The sequence below is a fragment of the Mesorhizobium sp. NBSH29 genome, assembly GCF_015500055.1.
In the GTDB taxonomy this organism is placed as follows: domain Bacteria; phylum Pseudomonadota; class Alphaproteobacteria; order Rhizobiales; family Rhizobiaceae; genus Neomesorhizobium.
Map to the genome: position 1 here is coordinate 1,588,505 of NZ_CP045492.1, position 21,359 is coordinate 1,609,863.

Annotated in this window: 18 protein-coding genes and 1 tRNA gene; 11 read left to right on the forward strand and 8 right to left on the reverse strand. The window is 58.8% G+C overall.

Going from position 1 to position 21,359, the window contains the following annotated elements; all coding sequences use genetic code 11:
- The first annotated feature begins 4 nt into the window (after window positions 1–4).
- Complete coding sequence (locus GA830_RS19950; protein WP_258045602.1) at window positions 5–583, forward strand: hypothetical protein; 579 nt, start codon at window positions 5–7, stop codon at window positions 581–583.
- An 88-nt stretch (window positions 584–671) separates the two neighbouring features.
- Here the strand turns inward: GA830_RS19950 and GA830_RS07945 are convergent, their stop codons facing one another.
- The gene (locus GA830_RS07945) at window positions 672–1,223 is read right to left on the reverse strand and encodes a DUF924 family protein (protein ID WP_195164502.1); all 552 of its coding nucleotides are present in this window, start codon (window positions 1,221–1,223) and stop codon (window positions 672–674) included.
- Between the two features lie 280 nt (window positions 1,224–1,503).
- On the opposite strand from GA830_RS07945, the gene GA830_RS07950 reads away from it, so the two are divergent.
- The 5 genes from GA830_RS07950 (at window position 1,504) to GA830_RS07970 (ending at window position 6,801) form a co-directional block, all read left to right on the forward strand.
- Window positions 1,504–3,099, forward strand: coding sequence for an ABC transporter substrate-binding protein (locus GA830_RS07950; RefSeq protein WP_195164503.1), 1,596 nt, complete (start codon window positions 1,504–1,506; stop codon window positions 3,097–3,099).
- A gap of 102 nt (window positions 3,100–3,201) precedes the next feature.
- Entirely contained in the window at window positions 3,202–4,206 is a 1,005-nt protein-coding gene (locus GA830_RS07955; RefSeq protein WP_195164504.1) for an ABC transporter permease subunit, read from the forward strand.
- An 11-nt stretch (window positions 4,207–4,217) separates the two neighbouring features.
- Window positions 4,218–5,132: an ABC transporter permease subunit gene (locus GA830_RS07960; RefSeq protein ID WP_195164505.1), complete on the forward strand. Its 915-nt coding sequence runs from the start codon at window positions 4,218–4,220 to the stop codon at window positions 5,130–5,132.
- Window positions 5,133–5,134: 2 nt separating this feature from the next.
- Window positions 5,135–5,974 (forward strand): ABC transporter ATP-binding protein, encoded by an 840-nt coding sequence (locus GA830_RS07965; RefSeq protein WP_195164506.1) that lies wholly within the window; start codon window positions 5,135–5,137, stop codon window positions 5,972–5,974.
- Complete coding sequence (locus GA830_RS07970; protein ID WP_195164507.1) at window positions 5,971–6,801, forward strand: dipeptide ABC transporter ATP-binding protein; 831 nt, start codon at window positions 5,971–5,973, stop codon at window positions 6,799–6,801. Before GA830_RS07965 ends, GA830_RS07970 begins: the two co-directional genes overlap by 4 nt.
- A gap of 151 nt (window positions 6,802–6,952) precedes the next feature.
- On the opposite strand, the gene GA830_RS07975 is transcribed toward GA830_RS07970, so the two are convergent.
- From GA830_RS07975 to modA, 4 genes are read right to left on the reverse strand one after another with little or no spacing between them, the layout of a single operon-like run.
- Window positions 6,953–7,306, reverse strand: coding sequence for a winged helix-turn-helix domain-containing protein (locus GA830_RS07975; RefSeq protein WP_195164508.1), 354 nt, complete (start codon window positions 7,304–7,306; stop codon window positions 6,953–6,955).
- Window positions 7,306–8,403 (reverse strand): molybdenum ABC transporter ATP-binding protein, encoded by a 1,098-nt coding sequence (gene modC, locus GA830_RS07980; RefSeq protein WP_195164509.1) that lies wholly within the window; start codon window positions 8,401–8,403, stop codon window positions 7,306–7,308. Before modC ends, GA830_RS07975 begins: the two co-directional genes overlap by 1 nt.
- On the reverse strand, window positions 8,400–9,101 hold the full coding sequence (gene modB / locus GA830_RS07985; RefSeq protein ID WP_195164510.1) for a molybdate ABC transporter permease subunit: 702 nt from the start codon (window positions 9,099–9,101) through the stop codon (window positions 8,400–8,402). The genes modC and modB overlap by 4 nt, the downstream gene beginning before the upstream one ends.
- 3 nt (window positions 9,102–9,104) lie before the next feature.
- Complete coding sequence (modA, locus tag GA830_RS07990; protein ID WP_195164511.1) at window positions 9,105–9,899, reverse strand: molybdate ABC transporter substrate-binding protein; 795 nt, start codon at window positions 9,897–9,899, stop codon at window positions 9,105–9,107.
- 208 nt (window positions 9,900–10,107) lie between these two features.
- On the opposite strand from modA, the gene GA830_RS07995 reads away from it, so the two are divergent.
- Both GA830_RS07995 and GA830_RS20375 read left to right on the forward strand, forming a co-directional pair.
- A tRNA-Thr gene (locus tag GA830_RS07995) sits at window positions 10,108–10,183 on the forward strand.
- Between the two features lie 89 nt (window positions 10,184–10,272).
- A complete protein-coding gene (locus GA830_RS20375; protein WP_195164512.1) occupies window positions 10,273–10,761 on the forward strand; it encodes an Arm DNA-binding domain-containing protein in 489 nt (162 codons plus the stop codon).
- Window positions 10,762–10,954: 193 nt separating this feature from the next.
- Here the strand turns inward: GA830_RS20375 and GA830_RS08005 are convergent, their stop codons facing one another.
- From GA830_RS08005 to GA830_RS08015, 3 genes are all read right to left on the reverse strand, one after another.
- Complete coding sequence (locus GA830_RS08005) at window positions 10,955–11,659, reverse strand: IS6 family transposase (protein WP_195164513.1); 705 nt, start codon at window positions 11,657–11,659, stop codon at window positions 10,955–10,957.
- Window positions 11,660–11,752: 93 nt separating this feature from the next.
- Window positions 11,753–12,967 (reverse strand): aminotransferase class V-fold PLP-dependent enzyme, encoded by a 1,215-nt coding sequence (locus GA830_RS08010; RefSeq protein WP_195164514.1) that lies wholly within the window; start codon window positions 12,965–12,967, stop codon window positions 11,753–11,755.
- Window positions 12,964–14,220: an NAD-dependent epimerase/dehydratase family protein gene (locus GA830_RS08015; RefSeq protein ID WP_195164515.1), complete on the reverse strand. Its 1,257-nt coding sequence runs from the start codon at window positions 14,218–14,220 to the stop codon at window positions 12,964–12,966. Before GA830_RS08015 ends, GA830_RS08010 begins: the two co-directional genes overlap by 4 nt.
- Between GA830_RS08015 and GA830_RS08020 the strand changes: the two genes are divergently transcribed.
- From GA830_RS08020 to GA830_RS08030, 3 genes are all read left to right on the forward strand, one after another.
- Window positions 14,210–17,311, forward strand: a complete 3,102-nt coding sequence (locus tag GA830_RS08020) for a calcium-binding protein (protein ID WP_195164516.1) — start codon at window positions 14,210–14,212, stop codon at window positions 17,309–17,311. The two genes, GA830_RS08015 and GA830_RS08020, sit on opposite strands and share 11 nt — an antisense overlap.
- 85 nt (window positions 17,312–17,396) lie before the next feature.
- On the forward strand, window positions 17,397–20,141 hold the full coding sequence (locus GA830_RS08025) for a glycoside hydrolase family 9 protein (protein ID WP_195164517.1): 2,745 nt from the start codon (window positions 17,397–17,399) through the stop codon (window positions 20,139–20,141).
- A gap of 121 nt (window positions 20,142–20,262) precedes the next feature.
- On the forward strand, window positions 20,263–21,300 hold the full coding sequence (locus GA830_RS08030; RefSeq protein WP_258045660.1) for a Gfo/Idh/MocA family protein: 1,038 nt from the start codon (window positions 20,263–20,265) through the stop codon (window positions 21,298–21,300).
- The last annotated feature ends 59 nt before the right edge of the window (window positions 21,301–21,359 follow it).

Genomic DNA, 21,359 nt, shown 5'->3' on the forward strand with positions numbered 1-21,359 from the left:
CGGCTTGACCGGTGCTTTTGCAGCCGTTTTCGATTTGCCGGCGGGCTTCCGGGAAGCGGTTGGCGGCGAAGACTTCGCAGCCGGCTTAGTCGGCGCCTTTGCCGCTTTGGCCTGCACGGCAGGCTTGCTCGTAACGTCTGCCTTGGCGGCAGTCTTCGTCACCGGTTTTGCAGCCGCTTTCGATTTCACGGCTGGCATTCGGGAAGCGGCCGGTCCGGGAGATTTCGCTGCCGGCTTCGTTGGTGCCTTTGAAGTTTTGGCTGCCGGCTGGACTACAGGTTTGGCGGCGGTCGCTGGCTTGGAGGCGGTCTTGATCGTGGTCCTCACCACCGGTTTTGCAGCAGCCTTTGGAGCAGGGGAGGCCTTCACGGCCGCAGGTTTTGCAGCCTTTGTCTTGGCGGCTGTCTGGGCACTCGTCTTGCCGGCTGCGTCGGCAGTTTTGGATGCTTGTTTGCTCGCTGCCGCTTTGGTGTCAGACGCTTTTGCCACAGATGTTCTCCTCGTTGCCGTCAATCGGTCGTTTCCTCGCCCGGCCACCGGAGCTGTTGTCCCGGGAGCGCTTGATGAACGCACCGCTGGTTAGGCCAGATGTTTTCTATCTATGGTCACAAAGCGCTGCCGCGCAAGTCGTGCCGCACGGTCAACCGGGCGCGCGGTGCTTCTCGCTGCGTCTACTGGCCATAGCCTTCATGGTCGTTCAGAAACGCTTTCTCTTCGGCGGTTGTTTCACGACCCAGCACCTTGTTGCGATGGGGAAAGCGGCCAAACCGGGCAATGATATCGCGGTGCTCAATGGCATATTTCAGCGAATCGCCCCCTTGCGTTTGAAACAGCTCCACACAGCGTTCCTGATCCGCCAGATGTTCAGAGTGCATGAACGGCATGAACAGGAACCTGCTGTGCACAGCGTCCAGTTGCTGATCCAGACTTCCCGCAAGCGCCGCCCGCGCCAGTGCCAGCGCCAGGGGATCAGAGGCAAAGGCTTTGCCCGTTGCGCGATACATGTTGCGCGAAAACTGATCGAGCACGATCACCGCTGCAAGCGCCGGCTCGGGCTCAAGCAGTGCTGCCGCCGGCACGTTCTGCATCAGTCGCTCATGAAGTCCCGCGAACCGCGCCCGTATTGTCGCGTCGGTTTGCGCATTCACCGAAAACCAGTCGCCAGGTTTGAGTTCATCGAACCAGAATGCGAGCACTTCATTGTGCCATTTGCTGTTATTCACGCCTCAAACTCCCTGCCGATCATCACGAACAACAGCATATCCATACGTCACGGGAAGCCAAAGCAGATACGCAATCGACACCTCATGCATGTTTCTTGCACTATGCGGCGCGATAGAAACTGATTTCGGAAAAAAATTGCACCATTAAGGTAAATTGTGGAACTTTCTTCCGCTTACCATACGAAAGGCAAACCAGCAGTTCCAAAGCCGAACAATCTTTGCTTATATGCGCGCTTCCCGGGGCCAGGAATAGGACCCGTAAAACACAGGGGAGTGCTCAATGAAAATTAAAACGAGTTTTGCGGCCGCGTTATTGGCTGCGACGATGATGTCTGGTGCAGCCAGCGCCAAGACCTTCGTCTACTGCTCGGAAGGATCGCCGGAAGGCTTTGATCCAGGGATGTACACCGCCGGCACGACATTCGATGCCGCCGCCCACACTGTTTACAACCGCCTTCTCGAATTCGAGCCCGGCACGACGAACCCGGTTGCCGGTCTCGCCGAGAGCTGGGAAATTTCTGATGATGGCCTCGAATACACGTTCAAGATTCGCCCAGGCGTCAAGTTTCAGACCACCGAATTTTTCACCCCGACGCGTGATCTTAATGCTGACGACGTGGTGTTCTCCTACGAACGCCAGTGGAAGACAGACAATCCTTGGCACCAGTATGTAGCGGGTACTGCCTGGGAGTACTTCAACAGCATGGGCCTGCCGGACCTTCTGGAGTCGATCGAAAAGGTCGATGACATGACGGTGAAGTTCAAGATCAAGCGCAAGGAAGCTCCGCTTCTGGCAAACATGGCGATGCCATTCGCTTCGATCATGTCGAAGGAATATGCCGACAAGCTTCAGGCTGACGGCAAGATGGAACAGCTCAACCAGATGCCGCTCGGCACCGGTCCGTTCGCATTCGTTGCCTATCAGCAGGATGCCGTCATCCGCTTTAAGTCGAATGCCGACTATTGGGGTGGCAAGCAGAAGATCGACGATCTGGTGTTTGCAATCACCACCGATGCTGCCGTGCGCTACCAGAAGCTGAAGGCTGGCGAATGCCATTTGATGCCTTATCCAAACTCAGCAGATGTTGAAGCTATGAAGGCTGATCCGGACCTTCAGGTTATGGAGCAGGAAGGCCTGAACGTTGCCTATCTGGCCTACAACGCCTTGGTGGCTCCGTTCGACAAGGTCGAGGTCCGCAAGGCACTCAACATGGCCATCAACAAGCCCGCTATCGTCGACGCCGTGTTCCAGGGTGCAGCGACGCCTGCCAAGAACCCGATCCCACCGACAATGTGGTCGTATAATGATGCGATCGAAGACGACAAGTATGATCCTGAAGCAGCAAAGAAGATGCTTGAGGATGCTGGCGTAAAAGACCTTTCCATGAAGGTCTGGGCTATGCCAGTGGCACGTCCATACATGCTCAACGCACGTCGTGCAGCTGAGCTTATCCAGTCGGATTTTGCGAAGGTTGGCGTGAAGGTTGAGATCGTAACCCATGATTGGGCCGAGTATCTGAAGCTCTCCAAGGACAAGGACCGCGACGGCGCTGTGTTGCTGGGCTGGACCGGTGACAATGGTGATCCGGACAACTTCCTCGACACGCTTCTGGGTTGCGATGGTATTGGCGGCAACAACCGTGCGCAGTGGTGCAACGAAGAGTTCGATGCACTGGTGACCAAGGCAAAGGAATCCACCGACAAAGCCGAGCGCACTAAGCTCTACGAAGAAGCGCAGGTGATTTTTAAGCGCGAAGCTCCATGGGCGACGCTTGATCACTCGCTGTCGGTCGTTCCTGCCCGCAAGGGTGTGACCGGCTTCCATCAGAGCCCGCTGGGTGACTTCGCCTTCGACGGCGTCGACATCACCGAGTAATACCGGCTCCTGTCATCGGATTGGGGGCGCTCAGATTCGGGCGCCCCTTTTCCATTATCGTGCTACCAAGACTGAGCCACGGTAGGTTTAAAAGGTTCACCAATGTTGCGCTTTTTCCTGGGACGGCTGGCCGTCCTCATCCCGACATTTATCGGGGTTTCGATAGTTGCATTTTCATTCATTCGGATGTTGCCAGGCGACCCGGTCGAGCTGATGTCCGGCGAACGGGTTATGTCGCCAGAGCGTCATGCGCAGATTTCCGCGCAGCTCGGATACGACCGGCCTCTTGTGGTTCAATATTTCGATTATATTGGCGGAGTTTTGACCGGTGATTTCGGCAATTCGCTGGTCACCAAGCAGCCGATCATCGAACAGTTTGGCGCTCTTTTCCCGGCCACTCTCGAGCTTTCGTTCTGCGCGATTGTGCTGGCGGTCGTTCTGGGCATTCCCGCCGGCATCTTCGCGGCTATCAAGCGCGGGTCATTCTGGGACCAGTCGATCATGGGCACTGCCCTCGTCGGCTATTCCATGCCGATCTTCTGGTGGGGCCTTCTGCTCATTATCCTGTTCTCAGGCATCTTGCAGTGGACGCCTGTCTCGGGTCGCATCTCCTATCTGTATTATTTTCCACCCGTTACCGGTTTCATGCTGGTCGATTCGCTTCTGTCGGGACAGGCGGGCGCGTTCAAATCCGCAGTCAGCCATCTCATTTTGCCCTCTGTGGTTCTGTCCACCATCCCACTCGCCGTCATTGCGCGCCAGACACGCTCGGCAATGCTTGAGGTGCTCGGCGAGGATTATGTCCGCACCGCGCGCGCCAAAGGCCTTTCGCCCTTCCGCGTCGTCGGCGTCCATGCGCTGCGTAATGCCCTGATCCCGGTTATCACCACGATCGGGCTGCAGGTTGGCGTCCTGCTGGCGGGCGCCATTCTCACCGAAACCATCTTCTCCTGGCCCGGCATCGGCAAGTGGATGGTGGATTCAGTATCGCGCCGCGACTATCCCGTCATCCAAAGTGGCCTGCTTTTGATCGCGGCCATCATCATGGTGGTGAACCTCATGGTCGACCTTCTCTATGGTCTCATCAATCCACGTATCCGGCACTGAAGGACAGGGTCATGACAGCTACGACCACTTCCCCCGCCACCGGAACCGAACCCGGCACCACGCGTCGCGAGATGTTTGCCGAATTCTGGTATTATTTCGCCGAAAACCGCGGTGCGGTTCTCGGGCTATGGGTTTTCCTGGCGCTCGTCATCATCGCGATTCTGGCGCCCTACATTGCCCCCTACGGTTCCGCCCAGCGCATTGATGGCTCCAACCTCCTGCCACCGTTCTGGCAGGAAGGGGGCAGCTTTTCGCATATTCTGGGTACTGACCCGATTGGCCGCGACGTGCTTTCGCGCCTTATCTACGGTGCGCGCTTCTCACTCTTTATCGGTGTCTTCGTCACGACCATTGCGCTCTTGGGCGGGATATTCGTGGGCGTGATCGCCGGCTATGCCGGTGGCTGGATCGACACCATCATCATGCGCATCATGGACGTCATCCTGGCGTTTCCGTCACTGCTTCTGGCGCTGGTGCTGGTCGCGGTGCTTGGACCCGGCCTCACCAATGCGATGATCGCCATTGCGCTGGTGCTGCAACCTCACTTCGTGCGCCTGACGCGCGCGGCGGTGATGGCTGAGAAGAACCGCGACTATGTAACGGCGGCGCGCGTTTCGGGCGCCGGGCATCTGCGCTTGATGTTCCGCACGATTTTGCCGAACTGCATGGCACCGCTGATCGTGCAGGCAACGCTGTCATTTTCCAATGCCATTCTGGATGCCGCAGCACTCGGCTTCCTTGGCATGGGCGCACAGCCGCCGACACCGGAATGGGGCACCATGCTGGCGGAAGCCCGCGAGTTCATTTTGCGTGCCTGGTGGGTTGTCACCTTCCCCGGTCTGGCCATCCTGATCACCGTTCTCGCCATCAATCTGATGGGCGACGGCCTGCGCGATGCGCTTGATCCCAAGCTGAAGAGGTCGTGACCATGGCGCTGCTTGAAATCGAAAACCTCGTCGTCGAGTTTGAGACGGCAAGCGGTCCCTTCCGGGCGGTTGATGGCGTCTCGCTGTCGGTCGAAAAGCGCGAAGTGCTGGCCATCGTCGGCGAAAGCGGCTCGGGCAAATCCGTGTCGATGCTGGCCGTCATGGGGCTGTTGCCCTGGACGGCCACCGTCACTGCTGACAAGATGGAATTCAACGGGATCGACCTGCAGAAGCTCGATCTGGCTGAGCGCCGCAAGATCATCGGCAAGGATATGGCCATGATCTTCCAGGAGCCGATGGCCAGCCTCAATCCGTGCTTCACAGTCGGCTTCCAGATCGAGGAAGTGCTTGGCGCCCATATGGGGATGAACAAGGCGGAACGTCGCAAACGCGCCATCGAGCTGATGGAGCAGGTCGGCATTCCAGAACCTGCTGAAAGGCTTGGCAGTTACCCGCACCAGATGTCGGGCGGCCAGTGCCAGCGCGTGATGATCGCCATCGCGATTGCCTGCGACCCCAAGCTGCTCATTGCCGACGAACCGACAACCGCGCTCGACGTGACCATCCAGAAGCAGATCCTCGATCTGTTGATGGATTTGCAGGTCAAGACCGGCATGGGCCTGATCATGATCACCCATAATATGGGCGTTGTGGCTGAAACAGCAGATCGCGTCATTGTCCAGTACAAGGGGCGCAAGATGGAAGAGGCCGACGTTCTGTCGCTGTTCGAGAACCCGCAGAACGCCTATACGCGCGCGCTTCTTTCAGCACTTCCTGACAATGCCACCGGCGACCGGCTGCCCACCATTGCGGGCTTCATGGAAGAGGAGAATGCGCGATGAGCGAGATTATCGTCGAAGGCAAAAACCTTGTGCGCGACTACCACATGGCAGGCGGATTGTTTACCAAATCGCGCACCGTTCATGCCGTCAAGGATGTGAACTTCAAGGTAGAAAAGGGCAAGACGCTAGCCATTGTGGGCGAATCCGGCTGCGGCAAGTCCACTCTGGCGCGCATCATCACCCTGATCGACCCGGCCACCAATGGCGATTTGTTTATTGAGGGCGAAAAGGTCGATATTGCCAAGCAGACACTCACTGCCGAGATGCGCCGCAAGGTACAGATCGTGTTCCAGAACCCCTATGGTTCGCTGAACCCGCGCCAGAAAATCGGCGATGTTCTGGGCGAACCGTTGAAGATCAACACCGGGGTAAAGTCTGCCGAGCGACGTGACCGCGCCATGGCCATGCTCAAAAAGGTCGGCCTGGAAGAAAAGCACTACAACCGCTATCCGCACATGTTTTCGGGCGGCCAGCGCCAGCGCATCGCCATTGCGCGCGCGCTGATGCTGAACCCCAGCCTGCTCGTTCTGGATGAGCCCGTGTCAGCGCTCGATCTTTCGGTTCAGGCACAAGTGCTGAACCTGCTTGCCGACCTTCAGGACGAGTTCCAGCTCACCTATGTGTTCATCAGCCATGATCTTTCCGTGGTGCGTTACATCGCCGATGAGGTGATGGTGATGTATTATGGTGAGGCGGTGGAATATGGCACGCGCGAAGCCGTGTTTTCCAATCCCCAGCATGATTACACCAAGACCCTTTTCGCCGCGACGCCGCGGGCAAATGTCGAAAGCATCCGCGCCCGCATCGCCGCCAAGAAAGCCGCCTGACCGGGCGGCTTTTGCTCTCCATCCGTTTGCAGTCGCGCCCGCGCCCGCCATCATGCGCAGGGTAGGGCGTGGAGGACAAAATGCCAGCGGGTGCCACGCGCAAGCAGCGTGAGGCAATCGGCCATCCTGAAAAATCGGGGGCCTTTTGTCTCTAAGAAGCTGCTTCGATTTCTTTTTCCAATTGCGCGAAACCGGCTTCCACGATGGGCGTGGTTGCAGCCTCTATGGCACGGTAATGTGTGACCAGAGCGCGGCCCACTGGTGTGAGTGCCGCACCGCCGCCGCTTTTGCCGCCGGTTTTTGCGACCAATACGGGTTTGCCCAGAATCTTGCCGGTTTCTTCCACCAGATCCCAGGCGCGCTTGTAGGACATGCCGATGGCGCGGGCGCCAGCAGAGATGGAGCCGCAAGCTTCGATCTGCTCCAGCAAATTGATCTTGCCGGGGCCGATGCGCCCTCCTGGAATGAGGTCCACCCGCAGGCTGTGTTTTGCAATCCGGGGCATTATGGGGTTCCTGTCAGATTTGTGTTTGCCTGGTCGAAGGTGACCGCCTTGACGACGGCATAGACAGGTTGGCCTTGTTGCAGCCCAAGCGCTTCTGCGGAAAACCGCGTGATGCGGGCCAGAAGAACGGTGCCTTCGCAATCCAGGCTGATGCGTGCCTCTGCCCCTTCATGCGCGATTTCTCTGATGGTGCCCGCGACCACATTCATGGCGCTTAACCCCTCAGGCCGGCGCGTGGCAATCATCACATCGCGGGCTCGCACGCGCACTGTCACCCGCGCACCCTTGGGTGCGGCAATGGCGGGCAGACGCCAGATTGTTTCACCGCTGCGCAACAGTGTCAGGCCGTAGCTCGGCTCATGGCTTTCCACGTGCAATTCCAGAAGGGCACCGGCCTCGCCGCGTTCTTGCGCAGGCAGGAGATCGAGCCTTTGCATGATGGCGCCAGTGGACCCGACGGCGCGCACGCGTCCATCTGCAAGCACCACCATGTCACTGGCCAGCCGCGCCACCTCTGCCAGCGAATGGCTGACATAGATGATCGGGATTTTCGTTTCATCGCGCAACCGCTCAATATAGGGCAGGATTTCTGCCTTGCGCGCCTCATCCAGCGCGGCAAGTGGCTCGTCCATGAGTATCAGCCGTGGGCTGGCGAGCAAAGCGCGCGCTATGCCAACACGCTGCTTTTCGCCGCCTGAAAGCAGGTCTGGCCGCCGCGCCAAAAGCTTCTCCAGCCCCAGCATGGCCACCACACTGTCAAAGCCCGCATAGCGCTCGCGGACGGGCGCGAAAAAGCGTCCATACAGCAGGTTCTGGCTGACGCTGAGATGGGGGAACAGCCGTGCATCCTGAAACACATAGCCAATGCGCCGCTTGTGGACGGGTAGATAGCGCCCGGTTCTGGTGTCTACCAGCACATGACCATCGGCAACAATGCGCCCGCTCTCTGGTCTTTCCAGCCCGGCCACGAGATTGACCAGACTGGTCTTGCCAGAACCGGACGGCCCGAAAAAGGCGATCAGCCTGCCCTGCGTTTCAAATCGGGCTTCCAGCGTGAAACTGCCGCGGCGCAGGCGCACATCAATCTCAAGCGTCATGACGTGCTCCGCGGGTTGGCGCGGCGGGCCAGCCATTCGGATAGAATGAGCGCAGCGACCGAGATGACGATCGACACCAGCGTGAGGCGCAGCGCGCCCGCATCTCCGCCCGGCACCTGTGTCAGCGTGTAGATGGCCGAAGGCAGGGTTTGTGTTTCGCCGGGAATGTTGGAGACAAAAGTTATCGTCGCGCCGAATTCCCCCATCGCCTTGGCAAAGGAAAGCACCATGCCGGCGATAATGCCGGGCAGGATGAGCGGCAGCGTGACAGTGCAAAACACCAACGCACGGTTGGCCCCCAATGTTGCTGCCGCATCTTCCAGCCGGCGATCAACCGCCTCGATAGAAAGCCGCATGGCACGCACCATCAGCGGAAACCCCATCACCGCGCAGGCAAGGGCTGCCCCCGTCCAGCGAAATGAAAACACGATGCCGAAATGTTCCGCCAGAAATGCGCCAGCCGGCCCGCGCCGCCCGAACCATAAAAGCAGCAGATAGCCGGTGACGACAGGCGGCATGACCAGCGGCAGATGCACCAGCGCATTGACCAGCGTCTTGCCCCAGAAATCAGTGCGCGCCAGCACATGGGCGATGGCAAGTGCCAGCGGCAGACTGGCCAGCATGGCCACCAGCGCCACCTTGACCGAAAGCCTGACGGCACCCCATTCTTCAGGTGAGATTTCAGCCAACCAGTTCATGATCTACTGCGCAAATATGGGGGCAAGAACGCTGAACCCTTGCGCTTCAAACAGCACTTTGGCCTGGTCGGAACGCATGCATTCCATGAAGGCCATGGCATTCTCATTCATTGAACCGGCAATCTGCGCTGCCGGGTAGATGATCGGCGGATGGGCGCCCTCTGGAAAGCGCCCGAGCGTTTTCACGCCCGGTTCCGCCTGCGCATCCGTGCGGTAGACAATGCCGAGCGCGGCCTCGCCCGTGGCAACAAGTTTGAGGGCCGCACGCACATTTTCAGTCTGCGCAAGCCTGCCCTCAACGGCGCTCCAGGCCCCAAGGCTCTCTAACGCCGCCTTGCCATATCTGCCCGCGGGCACAGCCTTCACATCCGCCATAGCCAAGCGGCCCGTACCCAGCATGGCGGCAAGATCCAGCCCCGCCGCAGGCGCTACATCGTGAAGCTTAGTGTCACCCGGCGCAATCAACACCAGCGCATTGCCGAGCAGATTGGTCCGCGTCTTGCCCAGCACCATCTGCTTTCCGGCCAGATAATCCATCCAATCAAGATCAGCCGAGATAAATATATCCGCTGGCGCGCCAGCCTCTATCTGCCGCGCAAGCGCGGAACTGCCCGCATAAGAAATAGCAGCCCTGCCGCCTGCGGCAGGCGCACAGACAGCATTCACATCATCAAGCGCGTTTTTAAGACTGGCGGCAGCGAAAATGGTGAGGCTTTCGGCGGACAGGGCAGGGGCTGCGATGAGCGACAGCGCCAGAGCGATGAGCCCAATTGTTCTGTTCGAAAGTAGTGGCCGCACTGCACTCGCTCCGTCGCCCGCGTTGTATTCACTCAAACATAAGGCGAGTATGGAGTAAAGATGGACGAGCAGCGCGCAGCCAAGATGCACGGGCACGCGCGGTTCTTAACACATCTCAGTGTAATCGCCCGTGCCGGCTTGAATTTCTCCCGCAATGAAGCTATCAGGCCCGCACATTGGTCGGCGCAGCCACGGCTGCACCCGCAATGCCGCTTTAGCTCAGTTGGTAGAGCACGTCATTCGTAATGACGGGGTCAGGTGTTCGAGTCACCTAAGCGGCACCATTATCTGCTATCAGCACGTCTCAGTTGAAACCAGGTCGTCCAAGGATCTCTTTTATCGTGATGCTTTCAGGGTTATTGTCACGCGAAACGTGTATTGTTCGATCCTGCCCAATACCACACAGTCCACGCATTTATGCAGTAACTTTTACAGTAACGGCTGCATCCATGAAAAAGTTACTGCATTGGGAGCGCGAAATGGCGATTTCAGACTTAATACTTCGAAGGCCAAGGGGCATGACAGACCATACCGGAAGACGGATGGCGGCGGTCTCTATGTGATCATCAGGCCGAACGGTGCGAAGTGGTGGCGTTTCGATTACACCGTGTCAGGAACCCGCAAGACAATGTCACTCGGTACTTATCCTAACGTTAGCCTGGCCGATGCGCGATCCCGTCGTGATGAGCTGAAAAAGCACGTTGCCGCGAAGATCGATCCTATCACCGTCGAGCGTGAACGTAAGACTCAGGAGAGTCCGCAGAGCGTAACACGTTTGGTGGTGTCGCAGATGACTATGTGCAGCACCTTCGCGATATGGGTTGCGCCGACGCTACGTTATGGAAAAACGAGTGGGTGTTGAATGAACTCATGGTGCCGCCGCACCCGCACCACCATCGGCTCCGTGTACCGCTTTGCTCACATGGCTTCCGCTAGTGCGAGTTCCATCCTGAACCGGCGCAAGTTTCACCCTGATGTTATCGAGCGCTCATTGGGGCGATGTCACGTTAACTTGAATTCGGATGCAGGGGAGGCTTTCTGCCTTGGGATTTATCTCAGGCCATGGCTCCGGCCGCAGCTTTCCACTCTGCGATCGCCTGGATGCGGTGAACGCGGTTTTGGAATGCGGAGCGTTGTGAATGGGGTGGGACGAAGTGGTTACGAACGACGGAGAAGACAGACACGAAGCGCTGAAGGCCTCCCGGTGATCGGAAGCCTTGCATCATCCGCTCCCGTTTTCGCAGCGGCACATGAGAATTCTCGGCCCGGTTGTTCAGACCCTTGTGGGATCGGTGTTCTACGTGCGGCATGACGTGTCGCCGGGCTGCTCCATAGGAGCGCAATTTGTCCGTGATCATCCGCTTCGGTGCGATACCCTGCTTCTTCAGAAGGCGGGTCAGCAATCGTCTGGAAGCCTTGGTGTTGCGGCGGTTCTGGACGATTTCGTCAAGCACATACCCGTCCTGATCGACGGCCCGCCAAAGCCAATGTTTCCTGCCGGCAATGGTGATGACCACATCGTCCAGATGCCACACATCGTTCCCGCTAGGCTTCTTGCGGCGAAGGCGACGCGCATAATCCGGGCCGAACTTCTTTCCCCAGCGGCGGATCGTTTCATAGGAGACGGCAATGCCGCGCTCCAGCAGTAATTCCTCAACAAGCCGCAGGCCCAGAGGAAACCGAAAGTAGAGCCAGACCGCGTGGGCGATGATCTGGGGCGGGAAGCGATGGCGCTTGTAGCTGATTGGCGAGGTGTTCATGCAAGTGCGTCTATCGCAGCCGCTCCTCAAAAGGCGTTACCGTGACATCACCTGATCGCAGGCCCCGCAACCAATTCTGTCATAATTCATTGATCACGCGGATCTGATCGATCTTCTCTGCGCGGCATCTTCACCAATGCCCTGCTTGGAGCAACCGGTAATCCGCCATGCCTCCAAACTGGCGAGGAACGCTGTGATGTCTTCGTCTCTCATCCCTGTGTGAACCGGCAGTCGCAGAAGGCGGCCCCATGCCTGTTCCGCTGCGGGCAGTTTCGCAGGGCCGTAATTCATCTCCCGTGCGCGGGGAGACAGATGCAATGGAACGTAGTGCTGACGGCTGTCTATGCCGTTGCGCTTCAGATGAAGCTTCAAATGCGTTGCAGTGACCGTGCTCTCAGCCAGCACCGGGATAAAGTGGAAATTGGATTTCGTCTGCCCGTCGGCGCCTATGACGGCGAGCGGCAAGGCCGCTTCCTCGAGGCCGTGGATCATCATGGATGCAATATGGGTCCTGCTGGCGAGATTTTCCTGTAAGGCCTCGAATTCGGCCAGCAAGATCGCGGCTTCCAGTTCTCCCAGCAAGAAGCTGGAGCCTGGCCCCGTCCACTCGTAGAAGCTCTTCACGCCCAATTTGACTCGCGCGTGGTCGGTTCCGCGCTCCACGATGCTGGAGACGCGCTCCAGCAGAGCCGGGTCATCGGTGTTGACGATCAATGCTCCTCCTTGGCCGCATGAAACCACCTTGGTTTCATGAAAGGAGAACGCCCCGAAAGTGCCGAAGGTGCCAAGTGCACACCCATTGCGCGTTGATCCGAAACCCTGCGCTGCATCTTCGACGATGTGGATGCTCCGCTTGTCCGCGATCACGCCAATTGCCTCCATGTTCGCGGAGGCGCCGCCGTAGTGGGTCACTACAATCACCTTCGTCCGGTCGGATATACGCCGTTCGAGGTCATCGGGGTCCATCATCATAGTCGCCGGGTCAATGTCGCAGAAGACGATGCGCGCTCCCGTCCGCTCGAATGCAGTCGCTGTCGCGCAGAATGTGAAAGTTGGCACGATCACTTCATCGCCCGCGCCCAGACCGAGCGCTAGGGCCGCGATCTCCATCGCCGCGGTGCAAGAATGTGTGAGCACGACGCTTTCGGCTCCGGTGTAGGCGGCCAGCCATGCTTCCGTCTTGCGCGAGAAGGGACCGCCCGGGCGCAGATGGCCATGTCTCAGCGCCTGCATCACGTAATCGGCCTGTCCCGGGGCACGGTGTGGCGTGTGGAAAGGGACAGGGGTCGGCCCTGCCGGTTTCATCATGGTCGTCTCCATGCTTCCGCCCGTGTGCCGTCGCGCATCACCGCCTCAGGGCGCGGTGAGGACCAAGCCGGGAGGGATGCGTCCAGGGGCAGGAGCGGGCGTGGCGAATGCCCTGTCAACTCGCCCGCGACGATCTCCTGCACCGCCTCATGCAGTTGCTTGCCGGGCTGGAAACCGAGCGCAGCCAGGCGCGTGCCATCAAGCATGTAGGCGCGGTCATTGTTTGGCCGGTCGCCGACGTGAACGAACTGGCAGCGGCGGTCCAGCACCGCGGCAATGAGGCAGGCCACCTCCATGACGCTGAGGGTCTGGGAGCCGGCCACATTGTAGGTCGCGTTCTTCGGACCCCTGTCCAGGATCACCTTGACCGCTCTGGCAAGATCCGAGACGGCAAGGAAGGTTCGCTGCTGGCGGCCGTCGCCCTCCAGAGGGAAAGGTTTTCCGGCCTTGGCGAGCACGATGAAGCGCGGCACCAGCTTCTCGCGATGTTGGCGCGGCCCCACGACATTGCTGGGGCGCAGAACGGTCAAGTCGAGCCCGCGCGCCCTTGCTGCCTCGACTTCACATTCAGCCTCCGCCTTTGATCTGGCATAGGGGCTGGTGGGAGCGAGGGGGGCGGTTTCGTCGGCGGGAAACAGCCGGCTGCCATAGACTTCGTCGGTGCTGAAATGGACAACACGCTGCGCCTTCCCGGCGATGGCCGCCTCCAGTAAGATGCGCGTGCCGCCCCGGTTCACCCGGTCGAACAGGGCAGGATCGGCGAAGGAGCGCGGCACATGGGTCTCCGCGGCCAGGTGCAAGATCAGCATGTCTGGGTGAATCAGAGGCTGGAGCGTCTCGCGGTCCTCCACCGATCCGTGAACGAGCCGCATCCGCCCGCTTGCGCGGGCCTCGCGCAGATTGCCCGGATTCGCCGCATAGGTGAGTGCGTCCAACACTGTGACTTGTGTGGATGGAAACCAGGAAAGCACGGCGTCCACCAGATGTGAGCCGATGAACCCGGCACCGCCCGTAACAAGAATGCGGGCTGGAGCGTTTTGGGACATGTTGCCCGCCAAAGCATTGGCATCTGTTTCGTTGCGGGACATGAGTTCCTCGTTCACCCGACAAATCATTGCACACAATCCTTGAAGCAAGGCCAATGCCAAGAGGTGGGATTGCTTCGTGTACTGGTTGTATTTGCGACATAAAGCTGTAATGCTTATCAAACAGTATTGTTCACGTCGGTTTTTTTGGGGGGCGATGTCGATCAACAACCTGTCCGTTGGCATGCATGCGATCAACAATAGCTGGAGTTCGGGGTCGCCGGCTCATGAGGGCATCACCAACCAAGCGCTCTTTCAGTTGGCTGCCGAAGGCGGCTCCACCATCATTCGTGTGCCGTTTGACCTGTCTGTCGTCGGGCCATCGGGCCCGCCGCAGTGGAGTGTCGATTCGATCGGCGCAGTTCTGCAGCAGGCCGCAGCTCTTGGATTGAAGGTCATCCTGGAGCCGGGTCAGACACCGCCCGATCTCCTGCCGGCCAGCGCCCCTCTATCCCAGGCGCCGGAAACGACTGCCGACCTCGAAGAGATGAGCCGCCGCTTCGGCGCGCTGGTGGAGGCTGTCCACACCCAGTACGGTCAGTACGCCAGCACCATCGCTGCATGGGAAGTGGGCAATGAGCCCAATCTCTCGTTCCAGAATGACGGCGTCTATCATGGTGGAGAAGGTGACCCTTCTTCCTCACGCTTCTACGTGGTCGGTCTCGATAATGCGGAGGCTTATGCAAGAATGCTGAGCAGCGCCAGCAACGCCGTTTCACAGGTGGAAGCCAGTCTCGGACAGTCGATAACTCTGATAGCCGCCGGCGTCGCCCATAATGACTACGCTTATATGGACAGAATGCTCTCGACCTTGTCGAGCCTTGGCGGCAGCGTGGATGGATTCTCGATCCACCCCTATACGACCTACGATTACCATTATCGAGATCCGTCCTCTTCGCGTCCTACCGAATGGATCGGCGCTGAAGGGGCGGGGGCGGAGCAATGGGACCATTATCACAGTTTCCAGGGCGCTCTTTACCAAGGGCAGGCCCTGCTCAATAAGCACGGTTTCTCGGAGGCCGATCTCTGGCTGACCGAATTTGGCGTGCCTTCCTATCTAGGGTATCGAAACGCCGGGGAAGCGGGCCGCATCGACCAGGCGAACTGGTATGCCGAGGCCTTTGGCGTTCTCGACAGCTGGGGCAATGACAATCTCAAAGGCATCATTGCCCACAGCGTTCTGGATATTCGCTACAAGGAAGAGAACGATTCCTATAACGGGTTCGACCAGACCTCCGGCAATGACGGGTCGTCTTCGATCGCGGAAGGGTCCTTTGGTCTTTATGAGCGGTCTTCCGCCAGCGGGGTGATTTCGGAAAAGCCCGTTGTCGCCCTGTTCGAGGCGATTGCAGGCGGCGTCGATTTCGCCTCGTCGCAATACCGAGTCATCAGCCGCGTCTCGACCGATGGCATCGATGTTTCCGGCTGGGGAACGAATGGCGTCGGGTTGGCCAATGGCTACATCATTCTCACCCATGACGGCGACGATAAGGTCATCGGGTCGGCCTATGACGATAGTCTGTTTGCCGGCGATGGCGACGATACGGTTGATGGCGGCACGGGCGACGACCGCATCTATGGCGGACGCGGCGACGACGAGTTGAACGGCGGCGATGGCGACGACGACATTTACGGCAATCATGGCGCCGACCGGATCAATGCCGGTGCCAATATCAACCGCGTTGATGGCGGCACCGGGCTCGACACGCTAGTGCTGAGCGGTTCAGCCAGCGATTTCATCATCACCGGCGATGGTCGCTTCCTCACGGCGAGCGCGGTCACGGGATGGCAGACCACCACGGCCATCAATGTCGAGCAGGTCTATTTCACCGTCGAGGGCACCACTGTCCTGCTGGCCAATGGCGACACGAATGCCGGCAATGGCGGTCTGCCGGGCAGCGGCTCGACGCCGATCTATAATCCGGTTCATGGCACCGTCGGCGACGATACGCTCAATGGCACGAACGGCAAGGACGTCATTTTTGGTTATGAGGGCGTGGACCGGATCTTTGGCTTCGACGAGGATGACCGCATCTTCGGCGGCGAGGGAGACGATGTCATCTCCCCCGGTTGGGGCGCCAATGAGATCAACGCCGGCGCAGGTGTAGATACTGTCATCATCGATGGGCGTGAAAGCGATTACTCCGTTTCTGTCAACGGTCTAACGGTGCAGGTGGGTGGCCCCGGCATATGGAACCTCATCACCCATGCGGAATGGATCGTGTTCGATTCACCGGAAGGTGAGGCCAAAACCAGCATCAATGTGGAGGCGCTGCTTGCCAGCACCTACAACCAGATCACCGGCACAGCGGGTGACGACTATATCGAGGGTACCAGCGTGGATGACCGTATCCTCGGCAGCGCTGGAAACGACACACTTTATGGCGGCGCTGGCGATGATGTCATGCAGGGGCAGGGTGGCGCCTATAATCAGGTCGATTACGACGGCGGTCCGACTGACTATACGTTCGTGCGCAACGACAATGACACGGTGACGGTCACCAGTGCTGCTTGGGGTACAGATACGCTGACGGAGATTGACGCCGTCTGGTTCCGAGGGGCCGGGCAATGGTACGCGATCGAGGACTTGTTCGGCTCCAGCGGTCCTGGCGACACTGTCACGGGTAGTGCGGGCGACGATTTCCTGTCCGGCACCAGCGGCGGCGATACCATTCTTGGCGGTGACGGCAATGACACGCTTTACGGCTATCTCGGAGACGATCTTCTGGACGGGCAGGGCGGCAGCTACAATCAGGTGGACTATGACGGAGCGGCTGCCGATTATCTCTTCAGCCGTGAACCCGACGGTAGCGTCACGGTGAGCCACGATGTCTATGGCACCGACACGCTGCGCAACATCGATGGTGTCTGGTTCTATGACGAAGAGCGGTGGTACGCGCTCGACGCGCTGGCACCTGAAAATATGCAACAGGCGAGCGGCTTTAACACAAGCCCGGCGCAAGGGAGCCGTTTCAGCGATAATATGAGTGGCGGCAGCGCTGCTCAAACGTCAGATGGCAGCCGGTCAGAGCCTGCGGCCGACCCCGAGGGTGACATGCTCGCCATACTATTAGATCTATCCGGGATATATGGCTCTGTACCCTCTGGAGGTATAAGCAACGGAGTTCTGTCGGCAGATGACCAATACATCCGCTCTGAACCTATTGCCGGTATAATGCCGGGAAATATTCTAGAAAACCTGTCTTTTGCGCTGAGTGATACATGGTTTGAACCGGAGCCGATTGGCGGTTTGTTATAACATCGAATGGAAGTGCTTATCCGGATGGAATTCACTGGACATCGTGAACTCTGCGGTGGCGGGCTTCAATAGAAGGATTGCGGTTGTGTCAGATGTATATGTCTACGGTACTGACGAGGGCGAGACCTTATACGGAACAAACCAGAAAGATACGATCTATGGATATCGTGGCAACGATATCATCTACGGCGGAGATCAAGACGATATCATATATGGCGGGGATGGCGATGATCTGATTTATGCAAGCTGGGGGGCCAACACAATTGACGGTGGCCATGGCACCGACCGCCTCGTTGTCGAAGGGTTGCGTGCTGATCACGATATCTTCGTGGAGGGCAACACGATTATGATCGGCGGACCAGGCAAGTGGAACATCGTCAGCAATGTTGAATGGATTTTGTTCTCGCCCCCTGGGCAGTCGACGGAGCATTTCAACGTCAACGCCTACTTGGTGGCGCACTACAATTATCAATGGGATAATTTCGTTACGGCAACCGAGGGCGAGGACTGGGTGGCCGGGAGCGATGGAGACGACCGTCTTCAGGGCGATGGCGGTGAGGACGTTTTTTACGGCGGCCGCGGCAATGACGCCTATTTCGGGGGCGGGTATATAGATCAGGTCCATTTCGATGGTGTCATCACCGACTATGTGATCAAGGAGCATGGCGACGGCTCCGTGACCTTCGAGCATGCTGTCTTTGGGACCGACACGCTGCACGACATTGAAGGGCTTCTGTTTCTTGGGAACCAGCAATGGATCTCCGTTGCTGACGCGGTGAAGAATTACGCCATCAGTGAGCACATCAACGTCATTTTCGCCAGCGACACATATCTCATGAATGATGGTACTTCAGGCGATGATCGCTTTGAAGGCAATGACAATGATAACCACTTCCGTGGCTGGGGCGGTGATGATGTCTATTACGGTAAGGGCGGGTACGATCAGGTGAATTACGACGGCGCGGCCGCAGATTACCAGATCTTCGAAAATACCGATGGATCAGTCGTTGTCGCCAGCGCTGCAACGGGCACGGATACGCTGTACGGAATCGAGGGCGCCTGGTTCAGCGGAGAAGCTAAATGGTACTCCATTTCGGATCTGGTGGCGACCTACGGGAGCAACCCCGACGTCAATGTGGTTTACGCCAGCACAACGCAACTCATGAACGACGGAACTTCCGGCGACGACCGCTTTGAAGGCAATGACAATGAAAACCATTTCCGCGGCTGGGGTGGTGACGATGTCTATTACGGCCGGGGCGGGTACGATCAGGTGGACTATGATGGCTCTCCCTGGGATTATGACATATCCGTGGGTGCGGATGGTTCTGTCATCATCGCCGGCGCTACAACCGGTACGGATAAGCTGTATGGCATCGAAGGCACCTGGTTTAACGGAGAAGCCAAATGGTATTCAATTCAGGAGCTCGTCGATACCTATGGCGGCGGAGGGACTAATCCTGAACTGTCGCCTTTCGATGCCGCCGATTATGGCCAGGCGCTCAACCTGTCGATGAAGTTTTATTACGCGCAGTATTCTGGCGATCTTCCAACGGACCACCCAATTTCCTGGCGTGGAGATTCCGGGCTCACTGACGGGCAGGATGTCGGCCGCGACCTGACCGGCGGGTGGTACGACGCCGGTGACCACGTTAAGTTCGGTCTGCCCATGGCCTGGTCTGCAACCGTTCTCGCTTGGGGGGCTCTCGACAACGGTTCTGCCTATCAACAGGCCGGTGCAAGCGCTGACATTATCAACCACCTGGAATGGGTGAGCGACTATTTCCTGCGTGCTTATGATGATAAGGGCACCGCAACCCTTGCTGATGATGTGTTCTATGCCCAGGTGGGGGACCCCTATGCCGATCATGCCTATTGGGGCTCCCCTGAAGATATGACGATGGCGCGCCCCAGCTATGCTGTCACCGCGCTCAACCCTGGCACAGAGGTCACCGCCGAGACCGCGGCGGCCATGGCGGCTATCTCCATGGTGATGCGCGAGGCCGGAAACATCGCCTATGCGGACCTGCTTCTTGGCCAAGCGGAAAAGCTGTTTGCCTTTTCCGAAACCTATCAGGGATCCTACAATGATTCTGTACCCAATATCGGTGAGTTCTACCGGTCTTACAGCGGGTATAATGACGAACTCGCATGGGCGGCTTCCTGGCTCCACAAGGCCACGGGAGACGCATCCTATCTTTCAAAAGCCGAGTCATTGTACTGGGGGCAGACGGATGCGTTCTCCTCCTGGGAGAACAAGTGGATGGGCACAGCGGTACTGCTGGCGGAGCAGGCCGGCAATGCGACCTACTTCCTCGATATTGCCGAGCATCTGGACTGGGCGCAGAACCTCCAGCACACGCCCGGTACGTCAACCAATGATGGCCTGATCTGGGATGGGGACTGGGGAAGCAACCGCTATGCGGCCAATACGGCCTTCTTGGCCGTTCAGCACGCGCAAACCCTGATGGCGAATGGCGCCGTGCCCGGTGACGCACAGGTGAAAGAACTGTTCGCATTCGCGGCAGACCAGATCGACTATACGCTGGGTGACAATCCCAATGGCCAGAGCTATCTGGTGGGGTTCGGTGCCGATTACCCGCTCAATCCCCACCACCGCGCAGCATCCGGTATGGATGGATGGGCTGAATATGAAAGCGCGATGCAGAACGAGCATGTTCTCCATGGCGCACTGGTGGGAGGACCCGACGTCAACGGCAACTGGAGCGATGATCGGACCGATCACATCTTCACCGAGGTTGCGACGGATTATAATGCCGCCTATTCGGGTGTGCTGGCAGCCCTGATCGACTATGATATGCTGGTCTGACGAAACACCCTAGCCATGACGGTCTGACCACGCTGTGAAAAAATCGACTGCTGATGAGACTTCCCGTTCGGGCCTAGCGCTTGCCGGCACGTTCCGTTCCGCGCAGGCCCAAGCCCGCTCCGTGGGCTGGGGCCTTGTCGGAACCGGAATGATCGCAAGACATTTTACCGAAGATCTGCGCTCTGTCGCGGGAGCGCATCTGGCCGCAGTGACCTCGCGCTCCTTTGACAAGGCGGCCGCTTTCGGTGCCGCTTTCGATGCTCGAGCCCATGCCGACCTCGATGCCATGCTGCGCGCGCCAGAAGTCGATGCGGTCTATATCGCAACGCCCAATGATACCCATTTTTCCACAGCATTGGCCGCGCTGTCGGCGGGAAAAGGGGTTGTCGTGGAAAAGCCCTTGGCCATGAGCCGCACCGAGGCAGAGCAACTGGCCAGCTTCGCCACCGAGCAGAAGCTTTTCCTCATGGAGGGCATGTGGACGCGGTTCCTGCCCGCCATGGACTTTGTCCGGGAAGCGCTTCGATCAGGGGCCATAGGCAAGGTCCGGCGGATCGACGGCGAACTGGCGTTTCGGCACCTCTATGATCCCGGAAACCGTTTTTTCGATGCAGCCCAGGGCGGGGGCGCCTTGCTCGATCTGGGTGTGTACCTCATCTCCCTGTCACTGGCGCTAATGGGCCGAGCCGAAACGGTGAATGGGCGATGGCGCGCCGCGCCCAGCGGCGTCGATATGGCGGCCGACATCGAAATGACCTTCGGCACGGCGCAGGCGCGCCTCCATTGTGCGCTAGACTATGAGGGCGCGAACCTGTTCGTGATCGAAGGCACGCATGGCAGCCTGGTCCTCCAAGCCCCGTTCATCGCGGCCCGCCAGGTCACGAAGACGTTGGCAATGGCCGGCCGCGGACTTGCCCGCATGCCCGGTGGACCTACCGCCAGACGGGCCATGGCAAAGCTTTCCCGCCTGGCGCCCTCAGTCCCCGGCTTGCGGCACCAGCTTTTTGATTTTTCCGGCTATGGGCTTCAGTTCGAGATCGCTGCGGCCACGCAGGCGCTGGCGCAAGGCCACACACAGCATCCGCTGATGCCGATGGCCGATACCGTTGAAACGCTGCGGATCATTGAGACCATCCGCAGCCAGGGACCGGCCGCCTAGACCGGTTCATCGTTTCAGCAAAACGCTGCGCGGTTTACCGCTTTTTGTGTGCGCTTCCT